Origin of the sequence: Streptomyces sp. NRRL F-5755 (genome assembly GCF_001279365.1) — a bacterium.
GTDB lineage: Bacteria > Actinomycetota > Actinomycetes > Streptomycetales > Streptomycetaceae > Streptomyces > Streptomyces rimosus.
In genome coordinates this window covers 1-16,420 of sequence record NZ_LGCW01000306.1, presented here as the reverse complement: position 1 = coordinate 16,420, position 16,420 = coordinate 1, and the positions used below count along the sequence as shown (strand labels likewise).

The 16,420-nt window shown below is 72.0% G+C and carries 9 protein-coding genes; 6 read left to right on the top strand and 3 right to left on the bottom strand.

The genetic code is table 11. From position 1 onward, the window contains the following. Positions 1-31: 31 nt before the first annotated feature. Positions 32-226 (bottom strand): hypothetical protein, encoded by a 195-nt coding sequence (locus ADK86_RS43510; protein ID WP_159394028.1) that lies wholly within the window; start codon positions 224-226, stop codon positions 32-34. A 126-nt stretch (positions 227-352) separates the two neighbouring features. Here ADK86_RS43510 and ADK86_RS35000 point away from each other — a divergent pair, with 126 nt between their 5' ends. The 3 genes from ADK86_RS35000 to ADK86_RS34990 all read left to right on the top strand — a co-directional run bounded on the left by ADK86_RS35000 (position 353) and on the right by ADK86_RS34990 (position 4,788). Continuing rightward, positions 353-2,041 carry a glycoside hydrolase family 13 protein gene (locus ADK86_RS35000; RefSeq protein WP_053700361.1) on the top strand — a complete coding sequence of 563 codons (1,689 nt, stop codon included), beginning with the start codon at positions 353-355 and terminating at the stop codon, positions 2,039-2,041. Positions 2,042-2,234: 193 nt separating this feature from the next. Beyond that, entirely contained in the window at positions 2,235-3,368 is a 1,134-nt protein-coding gene (locus ADK86_RS34995; RefSeq protein WP_234346235.1) for an amidase domain-containing protein, read from the top strand. 145 nt (positions 3,369-3,513) lie between these two features. Further along, positions 3,514-4,788: a hypothetical protein gene (locus tag ADK86_RS34990; RefSeq protein WP_053700227.1), complete on the top strand. Its 1,275-nt coding sequence runs from the start codon at positions 3,514-3,516 to the stop codon at positions 4,786-4,788. A gap of 77 nt (positions 4,789-4,865) precedes the next feature. Here the strand turns inward: ADK86_RS34990 and ADK86_RS34985 are convergent, their stop codons facing one another. Continuing rightward, positions 4,866-6,680: a transglycosylase domain-containing protein gene (locus ADK86_RS34985; RefSeq protein ID WP_234346234.1), complete on the bottom strand. Its 1,815-nt coding sequence runs from the start codon at positions 6,678-6,680 to the stop codon at positions 4,866-4,868. Between the two features lie 695 nt (positions 6,681-7,375). After that, positions 7,376-7,903: a hypothetical protein gene (locus tag ADK86_RS34980; protein WP_030592008.1), complete on the bottom strand. Its 528-nt coding sequence runs from the start codon at positions 7,901-7,903 to the stop codon at positions 7,376-7,378. 172 nt (positions 7,904-8,075) lie between these two features. Between ADK86_RS34980 and ADK86_RS34975 the strand changes: the two genes are divergently transcribed. The 3 genes from ADK86_RS34975 to ADK86_RS34965 all read left to right on the top strand — a co-directional run. Beyond that, complete coding sequence (locus ADK86_RS34975; RefSeq protein WP_003980682.1) at positions 8,076-8,729, top strand: response regulator transcription factor; 654 nt, start codon at positions 8,076-8,078, stop codon at positions 8,727-8,729. An 11-nt stretch (positions 8,730-8,740) separates the two neighbouring features. Continuing rightward, a complete protein-coding gene (locus tag ADK86_RS34970; RefSeq protein WP_053700226.1) occupies positions 8,741-9,946 on the top strand; it encodes a sensor histidine kinase in 1,206 nt (401 codons plus the stop codon). A 159-nt stretch (positions 9,947-10,105) separates the two neighbouring features. After that, positions 10,106-16,420, top strand: a 6,315-nt coding sequence (locus ADK86_RS34965; protein WP_234346233.1) for a non-ribosomal peptide synthetase, incomplete at its 3' end; no start/stop codon positions are given.

The window sequence follows — 16,420 nt, the reverse complement described above, 5'->3', positions numbered from 1 at the left end:
ACTGTGCGGCGTCCTGGCCGTGAATGCGCGGTCAGCGCGGAACGCTGTTGCCGACGACCGTGCCGATCGGCTCCGGCATCCGGCGAATCCAGGTCGCGGGGCCGGGGCCCGCCCGAAAGCCGGGCGGCTGCCTCTCGGCGGCGGCGACCACCGCGGACGCAAGCCGGCTGGGCGCGGCCAGCACCTCCGCGGCCGTCGAGTCGGCCTCCACCGGCGTCCTGGCCATGCTCCTCCGCCGTGCCCTGGTCTCCGGCATGGCCTCCGGGGCAGTGGAAGGGATGACGGAAAGGGCGCCGACGCCGTTGTGCCCCTGAGTGCTCTCACCCCGTACCGCAAGCTGAAAGGCAGTCACATGACCGCACAGCACCACGCAATCCCCGGCCGGTCCGGCCGTCCCGCGGAGACCCGCCACTGGTGGCGGCAGGCCGTCGTCTACCAGGTGTATCCGCGCAGCTTCGCCGACTCCGACGGTGACGGCATCGGCGACCTGCCCGGTGTGACCTCCCGGCTCGGCCACCTCGCCGGCCTCGGGGTGGACGCCGTCTGGCTCAGTCCCTTCTATCCGTCCCAACTCGCCGACGGCGGTTACGACGTGGCCGACTACCGCGATGTCGATCCGCGCCTGGGCACCCTCGACGACTTCGACGCGCTGGTCGCCGAGGCCCACCGGCTGGGCCTGAAGGTCATGGTCGACATCGTGCCCAACCACTCCTCCGACCAGCACCGGTGGTTCCAGGAGGCGCTGCGGTCCGGCCCCGGCTCCGCCGCGCGGGAGCGGTACGTCTTCCGCGAGGGCAAGGGCGTGCGCGGCGAACTGCCGCCCACCGACTGGGTGTCGTGCTTCGGCGGTCCCGCCTGGACCCGGCTGCCCGACGGCTGGTGGTATCTGCATCTCTTCGCCGCGCAGCAGCCCGACTTCAACTGGGACAACCCCGAGGTCCGCGCCGAGTTCCTTGCGACGCTGCGCTTCTGGTCCGACCGCGGGGTGGACGGCTTCCGGGTCGACGTGGCGCACGGCCTGGCCAAGGACCTGGCCGCGCCGCTCCGCGACATCGGCACCGTCGAGGCGTACGACCCGCAGGACCTGCCCGAGGACGGCAGCCACCCCTTCTGGGACCGCGACGAGGTGCACGACATCTTCCGCGACTGGCGCACGGTCTTCAACGAATACGACCCGCCGCGGATCGCGGTCGCCGAGGCGTGGGTACGCAATTCCCGCCGCACCGCCTACGCCACGCCCCAGGAGCTGGGCCAGGCGTTCAACTTCGACTTCCTGGAGGCGTCGCTGCACGCGGGCGAACTGCGCGCCTCCATCGACACCGCGCTGGCCGGCGCGCGGGCGGCCGGGGCCACCGCGACCTGGGTGCTCTCCAACCACGACGTGATCCGGCACGCTTCCCGGCACGGCCTGCCGGAGGGCTGCGACGCGGAGGCGTGGCTGCTCTCCGACGGGCGGCAGCCGCCCCTCGACCGGGAGTACGGGCTGCGCCGGGCGCTCGCCGCGACCCTGCTGATGCTGGCGCTGCCCGGTGCCGGTTACCTCTACCAGGGCGAGGAACTGGGCCTGCCCGAAGTCGCCGACCTCGACCGCGGCGCTTTGCAGGACCCGGTGTGGACCCGTAGCCAGGGGCGGTCGAAGGGCCGGGACGGCTGCCGGGTGCCGCTGCCCTGGCGGCGTACCGGCAGCTCGTACGGCTTCGGCAGCGGCGGGTCCTGGCTGCCGCAGCCGCCGTACTGGGGCGAATTGTCCGTGGAGGCGCAGGAGGGGCGGCCGACGGCGCCCTTGGAGCTGTACCGGAAGGCGCTGCACTTGCGCCGGGGGCTGCTCGCGGACGAAGCGCTGGAGTGGGTCGGCGACGATGAGGCGGTTGCCGGGGGACTGCTGCACTTCCGGCGCTCGGGCGGGTGGCACTGCCTGGCCAATCTCTCGGACACGCCACGGCCGCTGCCCGCCGGCACGCTGCTGCTGTCCTCCGCGCCCGTCACCGGCGACGAGCTGCCGCCGTGGACGACGGCCTGGGTGCGTACGGCGACGGACTGAGCCGGGGCCGGTCGGGAAGGGGCGCGGGTGTGCGGTCCGGGACGGGTGGCGGCCGGCCGGTAGGGCCACCTGCCCCGCCCCGCCCGCCGGGCGGCGACGGCATCGGAGCCCTCCTGCCTGATCCAATTCTGAGGAGTTTGTGTAAAGATTCCCTGCCCGGCCCGGGTGGGCCGGGGTGTAAAGGGGAAAATTCGTGAGATCAACGACCCTCAGATCCGCCGTCGGCACGGTGCTCACCGTCGCCACGGCGGCCGTACTGCTGCCCGCCGTGCCCGCGGCGGCGGCCCCCCGCACCGGCGGGGTGGACCAGGCCACCGCAGAAACGTTCAGCCGCACCGCCGACGCCCTGCTGACGCAGCGCACGGCCGCGCTGCTCGACACCCGCTCCGGGCGGATAGCCCCGCTGCCCCGCAAGCAGGTGCGCCTGTCGGCGGGCCTGGCGCGCTCCGAGAACGCCGGGGTGGCCACCCTCCGCGCCCGCAAGCAGCGGCTCGCCGCCCTCGGGGAGGCGTACACCGCCGCCGACACCAAGGTCACCGTGGACGGCACCCGGCTCACCGGCCGGCGCGCCACGGTCGAGGTGACCGAGAGCACCACGCTCACGTACAAGAAGATCCGCGGCGACGAGCCGGGCACCACCGGCTTCAAGGCCCGCCACGAGCTCGACTTCACCGCCGTCCCGGGCGGGACGTGGGAGCTGACGGGCATCCGCTCCAAGGACGACGGGCCCGGCGCGATCAACGCCCCGGCGCTGCGGGCGGCGGCGGTCGCGGACGACGGGAACACCATGCCCAGCGCGCCTCCGGCCTCGACGGACCGGCCCTGGCGCTCGACGCCCCGCAAGCAGCTGACCGGCGGGTACGACTACGCCGCGATGGCCGCGTACACGGAGAAGTACTGGCGGAACTACAACCCCCAGTACCGGAAGTTCAACGCGGACGGCGGCGACTGCACCAACTTCCTCAGCCAGGCCCTGAAGGCCGGCGGCTGGAAGCCCGAGGGCGGGGCCACGTCGGACTACCGCAAGTGGTGGTACGACGCGAACGGCCAGTCCGACAGCTGGCTCGGGGTCAACGAGTGGTCCTGGTACGCGCTGAACTCCAAGCGCGTGACCAGTTTGTCGAACGTCTACCAGATGGACATCGGCGACGTCATGCAAATGGACTTCGACGGTGACGGGTCCAAGGACCACTCCATGATGACGACGTACCGCAGCAGCTACGGCGTGCCGTACCTGACGTACCACTCGACCAACACCTACCGGAAGTCGGTGGCGAGCATCATCGCGTCCTACCCGGACGCGGTCTACTACGCCTACCGCACCTGACGGCCGGGCCGGGCGGCGCGCGGGAAGATGCCGCCGCCCGGCCGCCCCGGTGACGTGATATGCGGCACCAGGGGGGTGATGGGCAGCATGATGCCTCTGTGATACTTGCGCCAGAACATGTGTTTTGGTGCCAGGGGGTAGGAATATGTCGAAGAGGAGCGTGCTCGGCACGCCGGCTCTGGTCACCGTGGCGGCGCTCGCCCTCGGCCTGTCGGCCTGCGGCTCCGACGACCAGGGCGGGGACGGGAAGCAGCCGGCGGGGCAGGCCCGGGACTCCGCCCAGCCACGGCCGGCCCCGCCGGAGGACGGCAAGGGCAAGGACGGGACGCCGAAGCCCGAGGAGAAGTGGGACGGCAAGGTCAGGGTGCTCGGGGACGGCTCGACGTCGTACACCGGCCCGCAGCCGAAGCAGCCCAAGCCCACGAAGCTCAAGCCCGGCGAGAAGCCCCCGCAGTTCGTGGTGTTCTCCTGGGACGGCGCGCTGGAGGGGGGCGATCACCTCTTCTCCCATTTCCGCGAGGTCGCCAAACAGCACAACGCCCAGATGACCTACTTCCTCACCGGTACGTATCTGCTGCCGAAATCCAAGGCGACGATGTACAAGCCGCCGCAGCACAAGCCGGGCGCCTCGGCGATTTCCTACGCCACGGACGAGCACATCAAGGACACCCTGCGCCAGCTCCGGAGTGCCTGGCTGGAGGGCAACGAGATAGGTACCCACTTCAACGGCCATTTCTGCGGGCCCAAGGGCGGCGGCGACTGGAGCGTCGCGGAGTGGAAGAGCGAGATCCAGCAGTCGTATTCCTTCGTCCAGAACTGGAAGACGAACACCGGCTACAAGAACCTGCCGCCGCTGCCCTTCGACTACGAGAAGGAGCTGGTGGGCGGGCGCGCGCCGTGCCTGGAGGGGCAGGAGAACCTGCTCACCGCCGCCAAGGACTTCAAATGGCGCTACGACGCCAGTTCGCCGGGCGACTTCCAGGTGTGGCCGTCGAAGAAGAACGGCATATGGAATTTCCCGCTCCAGCTGCTGCCGTATCCCAAGAGCGAGAAGCAGGTCCTGTCCATGGACTTCAACTTCCTCTACAACCAGTCCGGCGACAACACCAAGGGTGACCCGGCGAAGTACGAGCAGTGGCGGAAACTCACCCGGGACGGATATCTCAACGGGTTCAACCGCGTCTACCACGGGAGCCGCGCGCCGCTGTTCATCGGCAACCACTTCGAGGACTGGAACGGCGGCATCTACATGAAGGCCATCGAGGACGTGGTGAAGGCGGTGTGCACCAAGAAGGAGGTGCGCTGTGCCACCTTCAAGCAGGTGGCCGACTGGCTGGACGCCCAGGACCCCGCGGTCCTGGAGCGGCTGCGCGGACTGGACCCGGCGCAGATCACGGACTGGTCGTCGGTGGTGAAGTAGCCACCGCGGCGGTCCGCGGAGCCCCTGAGAGCTCCGCGGACCGGGACGCGGCCGGTGGACGCACCGGCCGCGGGCCCTCAGCGGGCGGTCATGTAGCGCGTCCAGATGTCGATCGGGAGCGTGCTGCCGGCCATGTCCTTGTGCCGCCCGCCGATGCCGTCCAGCGGCTGGAGCTCCTGGCTGTGCGGATCGATGCGGGCCAGCGAGACGGCGGTCGACAGGGTGCCGCGATAGCCGACGAACCAGGCGGACGTGTTGTCCTGCGCGGTGCCCGTCTTGCCGGCCGCGCCGGTACCGGCCGCCTTGGCCGCGGTGGCGCTGCCCCGGACGACCGCCTCGCGCAGCGCGTCGTCCACGGCACCCGCCACGTTCTGCGGCAGCACCTGCTTGACGGACGGCTTCTCGATCGCCACGTTGCTGCCGTTGCGCACGAGCTTGCCGACCGAGTACGGCTCGCTGTGCCGGCCCCGGCCCGCGAACGTGGCGTACGCGTCGGCCATCCGGATCGCGCTGGGCGTGGCGGTGCCGAGGGCGAACGACGGCAGCTTCTCGCCGAGGCTGCTCTCCAGCAGCCCGGTCTGCACACCGACCTTGCCCACCCGCTCCAGGCCCACGTCCATGCCCAGCTGCATGACCGCGGTGTTGACGGAGTTCGCGACCGCGCTCTTCAGCGGGATCCTGCCCCAGGACTTCCCGCCGTCGTTCTCCGCCTTGGCGATCTTGCCGGAGCGGTCCCAGTACGGCCCCTCCGGGGTGAGCAGCGTGATCTTGTTGTTGCCGTCGTAGACCGTGGCCGGGGTGACGGGCGTACGGGGCTTGCCGCGCTCGCGCTCGACGCCGTCGCGCAGCGCCGCGGCGTAGACGAACGGGGTGAAGGCGCTGCCGGCCGGCACCACCGAGGAGTTTGCGTCGTTGAAGCCCTGCTTGAGGTAGTCGGGTCCGCCGTACAGCGCCACGATCCGTCCGTCCGTGGTCACCGAGGCCGCGCCGATGCGGACATTGCGGTCGGCCTGCCGGGTGTCCGGGGAGAGCTTGGCGCGCGCCGCGCCGACCGCCTTGGCCAGCGCCGTCATCCGGGGCTTCTCGAAGGTGGTGTGGATCTGGTAGCCGCCGAGGGCGAAGTCCTTCTCGGAGATCTCGGTGTGCGCGTCGACGTAGGCGCGGGCCGTCTCCACGAGGTAGCCGTTCTGCCCGGTCAGCCCGGCGGGCTTGGGCGGGGCCTGCGGCTCGGGGAAGCGGGTGTAGCCGTCCCGCTCCTCCTTGGAGAGCTTGCCGATGACCACCATCCGGTCCAGGACCCAGTTCCAGCGCTCCACCGCGCGCTTGTGGGCCTCGGCGCCGAGCGCCGGGTCGTACAGCGCCGCACCCTTGAGCAGCGAGGCGAGGAACGCGCCCTCGCTCACGTTCAGCTGCGAGGCGTCCTTGCCGTAGTAGGCGTGGGCGGCGCGCTGAATGCCGTAGGTGCCGCGTCCGTACCAGCTGGTGTTCAGATAGCGTTCGAGGATCTCGTCCTTGGACATCTTGTTGTCCAGTTTGATCGCGATGAACGCCTCGGTGAGCTTGCGGGTGAACGTCTGGTCCTGGTTGAGGTAGGCGTTCTTGACGTACTGCTGGGTGATGGTGGACCCGCCCTGGGTGTCACCGCCGGTGACCATCCTGGTGGCGGCCCGGATGATGCCGCTGGGCGAGATGCCGCTGTCGGAGTAGAACGTCTCGTTCTCGGCGGCCAGCGCGGCCCACCGGACCTTCTCGGGGACGGAGTCGAGCGGCATGTCCTGCCGGTTGATGTCGCCGGTGCGGGCCATCTCGGTGCCGTCGGCCCAGTAGTAGACGTTGTCCTGCTGGGTGGCGAAGGCGTTCAGGTCGGCGGGTATCTCGGTCCGTGCGTACATGATCGCGAGGATCCCCGTCAGGATGCCGACGAAGGAGCCGCCCAGGCCCAGCGACTGGCGCCAGGACGGTATCCAGCGCCGAAAACCGGTGCGTCCCGGGCGTGGGTAGGCCGGGCGGAGCCGGCGTATGCGGAGGTATCCGGCCCGCCACCACCGGAGGAGGAGGGCGGGCCATCGGCCGCCCGGAGCGGCTGCGGTGGTCCGGGCGTGTGCCCCTTTTCGACGTTCGATCACCGCTCGACCCTATGGGATGACTCACCGTACCTATGTTCTGCTCTGCCACGAAAACATTACGTTTCCGGTCGGGAGGCCACCGGACGGCCCGGGGGCGGGCCGTCCGGTGGCCGGCGGGCCCGGGCCGGGCGGGGTGGTGCACCGCCGGGGACCGGGGCGCGGCGCCCGGCCGTCGCATCTGCGCACGGGGGATCGGCCGCGGCGGGCCACACGGTCCCCGGCGGCCGATGCGGTGGCGAATTCGGCGCCGGGTCATGCTCGTGAAGCTGAATTGGGGCTGTTATTCGAACGCCGTCCGGAATTACCGGGGCGGGTGCGAATCTTCCATGGTGACCGGCAGGCGGTTACGCGGCGGTTACAGGTCGGATTTTGTCGTGGTGCCGGTTCGGATTTTGTGGATTCCTGGCATGCCGGGAATGTCCAACCGCCCAATTGAGGCGGTTGGACGTACCCCCTACAGGTCAGAAATCAGAAGGCAGGCTCGGCGCCTTGGGCGTCGAAGGGCAGTCCTCGGTGCAGGTGAAACCGAGCGACGGTGTCTCGGGCGTCACCGCGGTGGGCTCCTTGGGCAGGCTCTTGCTGCCCTCCGGCAGCTTCGACGCACACGTCTTGGCCGCCGCCCGGTACGCCTTGGAGACCGGGTTGACGTTGCTCCCGCCCTTCAGCTGGAGCTGTCCGTTCTCCTTGATCGTGATGCCCGGGAAGTCCTTGACCCCGTTGTCCCGCATGCACTGGGTGAACGCCTCGGCCTGCTGCTCCCGCGTCGAGGCGTCCGCGCCGGATCCGCCCGTACCGCTCGATGCCGACGCCGACGACGTGGCCGCCGCGGCGCCGATCTTCGCCGACGACGCGGCCGGCGCCGCGGACGACGAGCCGGTCTGCAGCACGAGCACGGTCCCGCCGGCCGCCAGGGCCGCGACGAGCAGCGGGACGGCGAGCAGCCTGCGCTTCTTCTTGCGTGGTGTTTCCTCTTCGGACGGTGCCGACATGTCAACTCCTCTGGGACGCTGGACGTCTGGAAGCCAGTTCACCAACCGGGCGGTTACCGCGACGGAACGCCGGGTGTTAGGCGCCTGTAACCCCGGCCGGCGCCCTTACGCCGCTGTAACCGCCCCGCGAGCAAGGTCACGATCAACGGAGTCGAGCCGACTGGTGGGGGCCATGCGGATTCTGGTGGTGGAGGATCATCGCGAACTCGCGGAGACGCTGGCCGCGGGCCTGCGCCGGGAAGGGATGGCGGTCGACGTCGCCCTGGACGGCACGGCCGCGCTGGAACGCACCTCGGTCAACCGGTACGAGGTCGTCGTCCTGGACCGCGACCTGCCCGGCGTCCACGGCGACGAGGTGTGCCAGACGCTGGTCACCGAGGGGTACCCGGCGCGGGTCCTGATGCTGACCGCCGCCTCGACCATCGAGGACCGGGTCGAGGGGCTGGCCGGCGGCGCCGACGACTATCTGCCCAAGCCGTTCGCGTTCGCCGAACTCGTCGCCCGTATCCGCGCCCTGGGCCGCCGCAGCCAGCCCGCGCTGCCCCCGGTGCTGTGCCACGCCGACCTCAAGCTGGACCCCGGCAAGCGCACCGCGCTGCGGGCGGGCAAGCGCCTGGACCTCAGCCCCAAGGAATTCGCCGTCCTGGAACTGCTGCTGTCCGCGGGCGGGCGCGTGGTCTCCGCCGAAGAGCTGCTGGAGCGCGCCTGGGACGAGGCCGCCGACCCGTTCACCAACACGGTCAAGGTCACCGTGAGCCGGCTGCGCCGCAAGCTGGGCGACCCGCCGCTCATCGAGACCGTCGCCCAGGCCGGCTACCGGATCTGAGGGTGCCGGGGATGCGCCGCGTACCGCGTCCGGCCCGGCCCGCGCCCGGCCGTCCCGCCAGGGTCCGCTGGACCATCCGGCTGCGGCTGACCCTGTTGTACGGGGCGCTCTTCCTCGTCACCGGAGTGCTGCTGCTCACCGTGGTCTACCTGCTGGTGGCGGGCCGGCCGCCGTGGTCCGGCGTCGAGCCGCCCAACCCGCCGGCCGCGAGCGTGACCCCGAGCGGCCTCGGTGCCGCCACCGGCGTACCGGCCCCGACGGTGGACCTGGAACAGCAGCTGCAACAGCAGCGCAGCGACTACCTGGAAAAGCTGCTCACCTCGTCCGGCATAGCGCTGGCGCTGCTGACCTTCCTGTCGGTGTGGCTGGGCTGGGTGATGGCCGGCCGGGCGCTGCGCCCCTTGCGGACCATGGCCGACACCGCCAAGGCGATCTCGGCGAACGACCTGCACCGGCGGCTGAGCGCGCCCGGCCCGTCCGATGAGATCAAGGACCTGGCCGACACCTTCGACGCGCTGCTCGACCATCTGGAGGGCGCGTTCGAGGCGCAGCGCAGATTCGTCGCCAACGCCTCCCACGAACTGCGCACCCCGCTCACCTTCGAGCGCAGCCTGCTGGAGATCACTCTCGCCGACCCGGACGCGAGCGCCGCCGAACTGCGTGAGACGTGCGTACGGGTGCTGGGCAGCAACGCCCGGCAGGAGAAGCTGATCGAGGCGCTGCTGACGCTGGCGCGCAGCCAGCGCGGCCTGGACCGGCGGGTGCCGGCGGACCTGGCGGCGCTGGCCGCCGAATACCTGGAGCAGCCCCGCTCCGGTGACGGGCCGCCGGGCGTACGGATCGACAGCGAGCTGGCGCCGGCCGCGGTCCTGGGCGATCCGCCGCTGCTGGAACGGCTGATCATCAACCTGGTCGACAACGCGGTGCGCCACAACGTGCCGGATGGCCGGGTGCGGGTCCGGACGGGTCTGCGCGGGAACCGGCCCGCGCTGTGGGTGCGCAACACCGGGCCCGAGGTCCTGCCGTCCCAGATCGAGCTGATCTTCCAGCCGTTCCAGCGGCTGCGGACGACTCGCCTCGGCGGCCACGAGGGCCAGGGCATCGGCCTGTCGATCGTGGCCGCCATCGCGGCCGCCCACGACGCGGAGCTGCGCGCCGAACCGCTGCCGGACGGCGGTCTGGAAATCCGCGTCGAATTCCCTCCCGTCGCACCCTGAACCGATCGCTGCTTTTCTTTTCTGGATGTCAAACTTCCGCATCGCTGGACAGTGCGTGGTGCCGCCACCGTACGGGTATCTTCGCCGCAAGAGCTGCCGCCGCGCGCCCCGTAAAGAGTTGTGGCCGCGCGGCGTTGTAATTCACGGGGGGAGCTCGGCGTGCGCGGAAACCGGAATATCCGCGCTGCCCGGACGGAGTCGACAGGCATTGCGCTGTCGTCCGGCCAGCAGCGCATGTGGTTCGTCAACAGGCTGGAGAACACCGGCACCGCCTACACGATGGCGACGGCCGTCCGGCTCACCGGCGCGCTGGACCGCCCGGCCCTGGAGGCGGCCTGGGCCGATGTCGTAGGGCGCCACGAGGCGCTGCGCACGGTCTTCTCCGAGGCGGACGGCGAGGCCCGGCAACAGGTCCTGGACGAGCCGCCCGCCGGGCTCGCGTCACGCAGCGTCACCGAAGATGAGGTGGCGGGGGCCCTCGCGGCCGAGGCGGGCCGGGAGTTCGACCTCCGGTCCGAGCCGCCGTGCAGGGCGACGCTGTACGTCCTGTCCGCCCGCGAGCACGTGCTGCTGCTGGTGGTGCACCACATCGCCGTGGACGGCCGGTCGCTGGAAATCCTGGCCCGCGACCTGTCCCGGGCCTACACCGCCCGTTCGCGGGGGCGGCAGCCGGACTGGGGGCCGCTGCCCATCGCGTACACGGAATTTGCCCGGCGCCAGCAGGAACTGCTCGGCGCACAGCAGGACCCGGAGAGCGTGTACGGGCGCCAGCTCGCCTACTGGCAGCGGAACCTCGCGGACCTGCCCGCCCAGCTCGACCTTCCCTACGACCGGCCCCGCCCCGCCGAGCCCCGGCACGAGGGCGGCTCCGTCCCGGTCCGCATCCCGGAGCACACCCACCGGGCGCTCCTAAGGCTCGCCCGCGACTGCGACGCCACACCGCTCATGGTGGTACGGGCCGCCCTGGCCGTTCTGCTCTCGCGGCTGGGCGCGGGCGAGGACATCCCCATCGGCTCCCCGGCCGACGGCCGCACCGACCCCGCCCTCGACGAGCTCGTGGGTTTCGCCGCCAACACCCTCGTCCTGCGTACGGACCTCACCGACGACCCCGCCTTCACCGACCTGCTCCGGCGGGTACGCACCACGGAACGGGCCGCCGAGGCACACCAGGACCTCCCGTTCGAACACCTCGTAGCGGTGCTGAACCCCGACCGCTCACTGGCCCGGCACCCGCTCTTCCAGGTCCTGCTGGTGATGGAGGACGCGCCCGGCGCCGCCTGGGCCCTGGCCGGACTGACCGCCGTACCGGAGCGGGTCGGCATCGAGGCCGCCAGGGACGACCTGACGTTCGGCCTCTTCGACCTCTACCTCAACCTCAGCGAGCGGCACGACGCCGACGGCGCGCCGCGCGGCATCGAGGGCGGGCTCTGGCACAACGCGGAACTCTTCGACCGGGAGACGGCCGCCACCCTCGCCGCCCGGCTCACCGCGGTCCTCGCCCAGCTGACGGCGGACCCGGCGCTGCCGGTGAGCCGGGTCGCGGCGCTGCTCGACGGCGAAGGGGAGCGGCTGCTCACCGACGTGAACACCGGCCGCCCGGCCCCGCCGGACACGACCGTGCCGGCCCGGTTCGCGGAGGTGGCCGGACGCTCCCCGGACGCGCCCGCCGTCGTCTGCGGCGCGGACACCCTCACGTACGCCGGACTGGACGCGCGAGCGAACCGTTTCGCCCGGTATCTGCGCACCGGGGGAGTGGCGCCCGGCGACCGGGTGGGCGTCCTGCTGCCCCGCTCCGCTGAACTGGTCGTCACCCTCCTCGGCATCGCGAAGGCCGGCGCGGTGGCCGTACCGGTCGACCCGTCCTACCCGCCCGAGCGGGTGCGGTACCTCCTCGCGGACTCCGCGCCCGCGCTGGTGATCAGCGGCCCGGAAGCGGCACAGGAGGACGCCCTCCGCGACTCCTCGCCCGCACCGCTCCCGGCCCGGACATCGCCGGAGTCCGGCCTGTACGTGATGTACACCTCCGGCTCGACCGGCGCGCCCAAGGGCGTGACGGCCACCCACGGCAGCGTCGCGGCCCTCGCACGCGACACCTGCTGGGGCGACATCGGCACCGGCCGCGTCCTGTTCCACGCCCCGCACGCCTTCGACGCCTCGACGTTCGAACTGTGGGTGCCGCTGCTCAACGGCGGCTGCGTGGTGGTGGCCCCGCCGGCGGACCTGGACGGCGCGACGCTGGCCCGGCTTATCGCCGGCCACGCGCTGACGGCCGTACACGTCACCGCCGGACTGTTCCGCGTCCTGGCGCAGGAGACCCCGGAGTGCTTCGCCGGTCTCCGCCACGTCCTGACCGGCGGCGACGTGGTGCCCCCCGAAGCCGTCGCCCGGGTCACCGAGGCATGCCCGCAGGCCACGCTGCACCACCTGTACGGCCCGACGGAGATCACCCTCTGCGCCACCACCCACTCCCTCCCGCCCGGCACGCGAGCGCCCGCGGTCCTCCCCATCGGCCGCCCGCGCGACGGCGTACGGGTCTTCGTCCTGGACCGCGCCCTGCGCCCGGTGCCGGTCGGCGTGACCGGCGAACTGTACGTCGCGGGGTGGGGCGTGGCCCCCGGCTACCTGAACCGCCCCGCCCTGACCGCGGAGCGCTTCGTGGCCTGCCCGTACGGCGGCGGGCGCATGTACCGCACCGGCGACCTGGTCCGCTGGGACCGGGACGGCCGCCTGGTCTTCCTGCGCCGGGCCGACGACCAGGTAAAGGTCCGAGGTTTCCGCATCGAGCCCGCCGAGATCGAGACGGTCCTCGGGCAGGCCCCCGGCGTGGAGCAGGCGGCCGTCGTCGTACGGGAGGACCGCCCCGGCGACAAGCGGCTGGTCGCGTACGTCGTCGGCGACACCGCCGGCCTCCGGGACTTCGCCGCCGACCGGCTTCCCGACTACATGATCCCCGCCACCGTCATCACCCTCGACGCGCTGCCGCTGACCGCCAACGGCAAGGTCGACCGGGCCGCGCTGCCCGCCCCCGACTACGCGGCGGCCACCACGGGCCGCGCGCCCCGCACCCCGCACGAGCAGACCCTGTGCCGCCTGTTCGCCGAGGTCCTCGGCCTGGAGCGGGTCGGCATCGACGACCGGTTCTTCGACCTGGGCGGCGACTCCCTCCTGGCCATGCGGCTGACCAGCCGCGCCCGCGCCGCCCTGGGCGTCGAGATCCCGATCACCGTGGTGTTCGAGTCGCCCACCGTCGCGGGCCTGGCCGGACGGCTGAACGAACTGGGCGCCGGCCGCCCGCCCGTCGTCCCGGCGGAGCGGCCCGATGTCCTGCCGCTGTCGTTCGGGCAGCAGCGCATGTGGTTCGCGAACCGGCTGGAGGACACCAGCGGCGCCTACAACATGGCCATGGCCGTCCGCCTCACCGGCGCCCTGGACCTGCCCGCGCTGCGCGCCGCCTGGGCGGACGTGATCGCCCGCCACGAGCCGCTGCGCACGGTGTTTCCCGAGCGCGACGGCGTACCCCACCAGCTCGTGCTGGACGCCGGGGACGGCGCCGAGGACCTGTGCACAGTCCCCACCACCGAAGAAGCCCTGGACACCGACCTGGCCGACCACATCGGCCGCCGGTTCGCCCTCGACACGGCACCGCCCCGGCGGGCGACGCTGTTCCAGCTGCCCGACGACACCCACGTCCTCCTCGTGGTCGTGCACCACATCGCCGCCGACGGCTGGTCGATGGGCGTCCTCGCCCGGGACCTCTCGACGGCGTACGCCGCGCGCAGCGCGGGCCGCACGCCGGACCTCCGGCCGCTGCCCGTCCAGTACGCCGACTACACCCTCTGGCAGCACGACCTCCTCGACAGCCGCAACGGCCTGCTCGACGAGCAGCTCGCCCACTGGACCAAGACCCTCGCCGGCCTGCCGGACCAGATCGCCCTGCCCACCGACCGGCCCCGGCCCGCCACGGCCAGCCACCGCGGCGCCGTCCTGCCGTTCACCGTCGACGCCCGGGTGCACCGGCGGCTGAGCGAGATCGCCCGCGACTGCGACGCCACCCTGTTCACGGTCGCCCAGGCCGCGGTCGTCCTGCTGCTGTCCCGGCTCGGCGCGGGCGACGACATCCCGCTCGGCACCCCCGTCACGGACCGCACCGACGAGTCCCTGCACCACGTCGTCGGCTTCTTCCTCAACACCCTGGTCCTGCGCACCGACGCCGCGGGCGATCCGACGTTCCGGGAACTGGTGGCCCGCGCCCGGGACACCGACCTCGCCGCCTACGCCCACCAGGACCTCCCGTTCGAGCACCTCGTGGAAGCCCTGAAACCCGCCCGCTCGACCGCCCGGCACCCGCTGTTCCAGGTGCTGCTGGTGATGGAGGACGACCTCCACCCCGCCTGGGACCTGCCCGGCCTCGCCGCGGCACCGGTCCCCGTACCGCCCGCGACGGTCGAGTTCGACCTCGCCCTCGGCCTGGCGGAGCGGACCGGCGGCGCGGGCCTGGACGGCTACCTGGAGTACGCCACCGACCTCTTCGACCCGGACGGCGCCCGGCATCTGATCACCCGGCTGCTCGCGGTCCTCGACCAGGTCGCCGCCGACCCGGAACTGCGGCTCGGCGAGGTCGAACTCCTCGCCCCCGGGGAGCGGGAACGCCTCGTCTCCGGCGTCAACGCCGGAGCGGCCGCCGTCGAGGACCGCACGGTCCCCGGCCTGTTCGACGCGGCCGTGCGGCGGTCGCGGGCCGAGATCGCCGTACGGGCCGACGACGTGTCGCTGACGTACGGCGAACTGGACGCGCGCGCGAACCGGTTCGCCCGCTATCTGCACAGCAGGGGAGTGGCGCCCGGCGACCGGGTCGCGGTGACGCTTCCCCGGTCGGCGGAGCTGGTCGTCGTGCTGCTCGGCATCGCGAAGGCGGGCGCGGTGTTCGTGCCGGTGGACACCTCGTACCCGGCGGAGCGGGTGCGGTGGCTGCTCGCCGATTCCGCTCCGGCCCTGGTGGTCGGTGAGGCGGAGGCGCGGGAGGCGGCCGACGGCGGCTTCCCGGCGGCCCAGCTGCCGGTACGGGTATCGCCGGAGTCGGCCTTGTACGTGATGTACACCTCCGGTTCGACCGGCGTGCCCAAGGGAGTCGTGGCCACCCACGGCGGTGTCGCCGCCCTGGCGCTGGATTCCTGCTGGGACGACATCGGCACCGGGCGCGTGCTTTTCCATGCGCCGCATGCCTTCGACGCGTCGACGTTCGAGCTGTGGGTGCCGCTGCTGAACGGCGGGTGCGTGGTCGTGGCGCCCGAGGTGGACCTTGACGGCCACACCCTGAGCCGCCTCGTCGACGACCACTCCCTGACGGCGGTGCATGTGACCGCCGGGCTGTTCCGCGTCCTGGCGCAGGAGACCCCGGAATGCTTCGCCGGTCTCCGGCACGTCCTCGCGGGCGGCGACGTGGTTCCCGCCGAAGCCGTCGCCCGCGTCGCCGAGGCGTGCCCGGCCGCCGTGATCCACCACATGTACGGCCCCACGGAAACCACGTTGTGCGCCACGACGTTCGCCATCGCTCCGGGCTCGAAGGTGCCGTCCGTACTGCCGATCGGCGGCCCCCGGGACGGCCTGCGCGTCTTCGTCCTCGACGGCTTTCTGCGCCCGGTCCCGGTGGGCGTGGCCGGGGAGTTGTACATAGCCGGCCGGGGCGTGGCCCGCGAATACCTGGGGCGCCCGGCCATGACCGCGGAACGCTTCGTGGCGTGCCCGTACGACGGTGGCGGCCGGATGTACCGGACGGGCGATGTGGTGCGCTGGGACCGGGACGGGCGTCTGGTGTTCCTCGGCCGGGCCGACGACCAGGTGAAGATCCGGGGATTCCGTATCGAGTTGGCCGAGGTCGAAGCCGTGCTCGGACAGTGCCCCGGCGTGGCGCAGGTGGCGGCGTTCGTACGGGAGGACCAGCCCGGGGACAAGCGGCTGGTGGCGTATGTCGTCGGAGAGATGGCGGGCCTGAGGGACTACGCCGCGGAGCGATTGCCGGATTACATGGTGCCGTCGGCGGTGGTGGTGCTGGATGCGTTGCCGTTGACGGCCAATGGGAAGGTGGACCGGGCGGCGTTGCCCGCGCCGGATTATGCGGGGGCTGCCTCGGACCGCATGCCTCGTACGCCGCAGGAGCAGATTCTGTGCCGGTTGTTTGCCGAGGTGCTGGGGCTGGAGCAGGTCGGTATCGATGACGGGTTCTTCGACCTGGGCGGGGATTCCCTGTTGGCGACACGGCTGGCCAGCCGTATCAAGGGGGCCCTGGGTGCGGAGATTTCGGTGCGGGTGTTGTTCGAGGCGCCCACGGTTGCCGGGCTGGCAGGCCGACTGGACGAATTCGAGGCGGTGCGCCCCGTTCTCGTACCGGCGGAGCGGCCTGATCCGATGCCGTTGTCGTTCGGGCAGCAGCGGATGTGGTTCCTGCACAGCTTGGAAGGGCCGAGTCCGACCAAC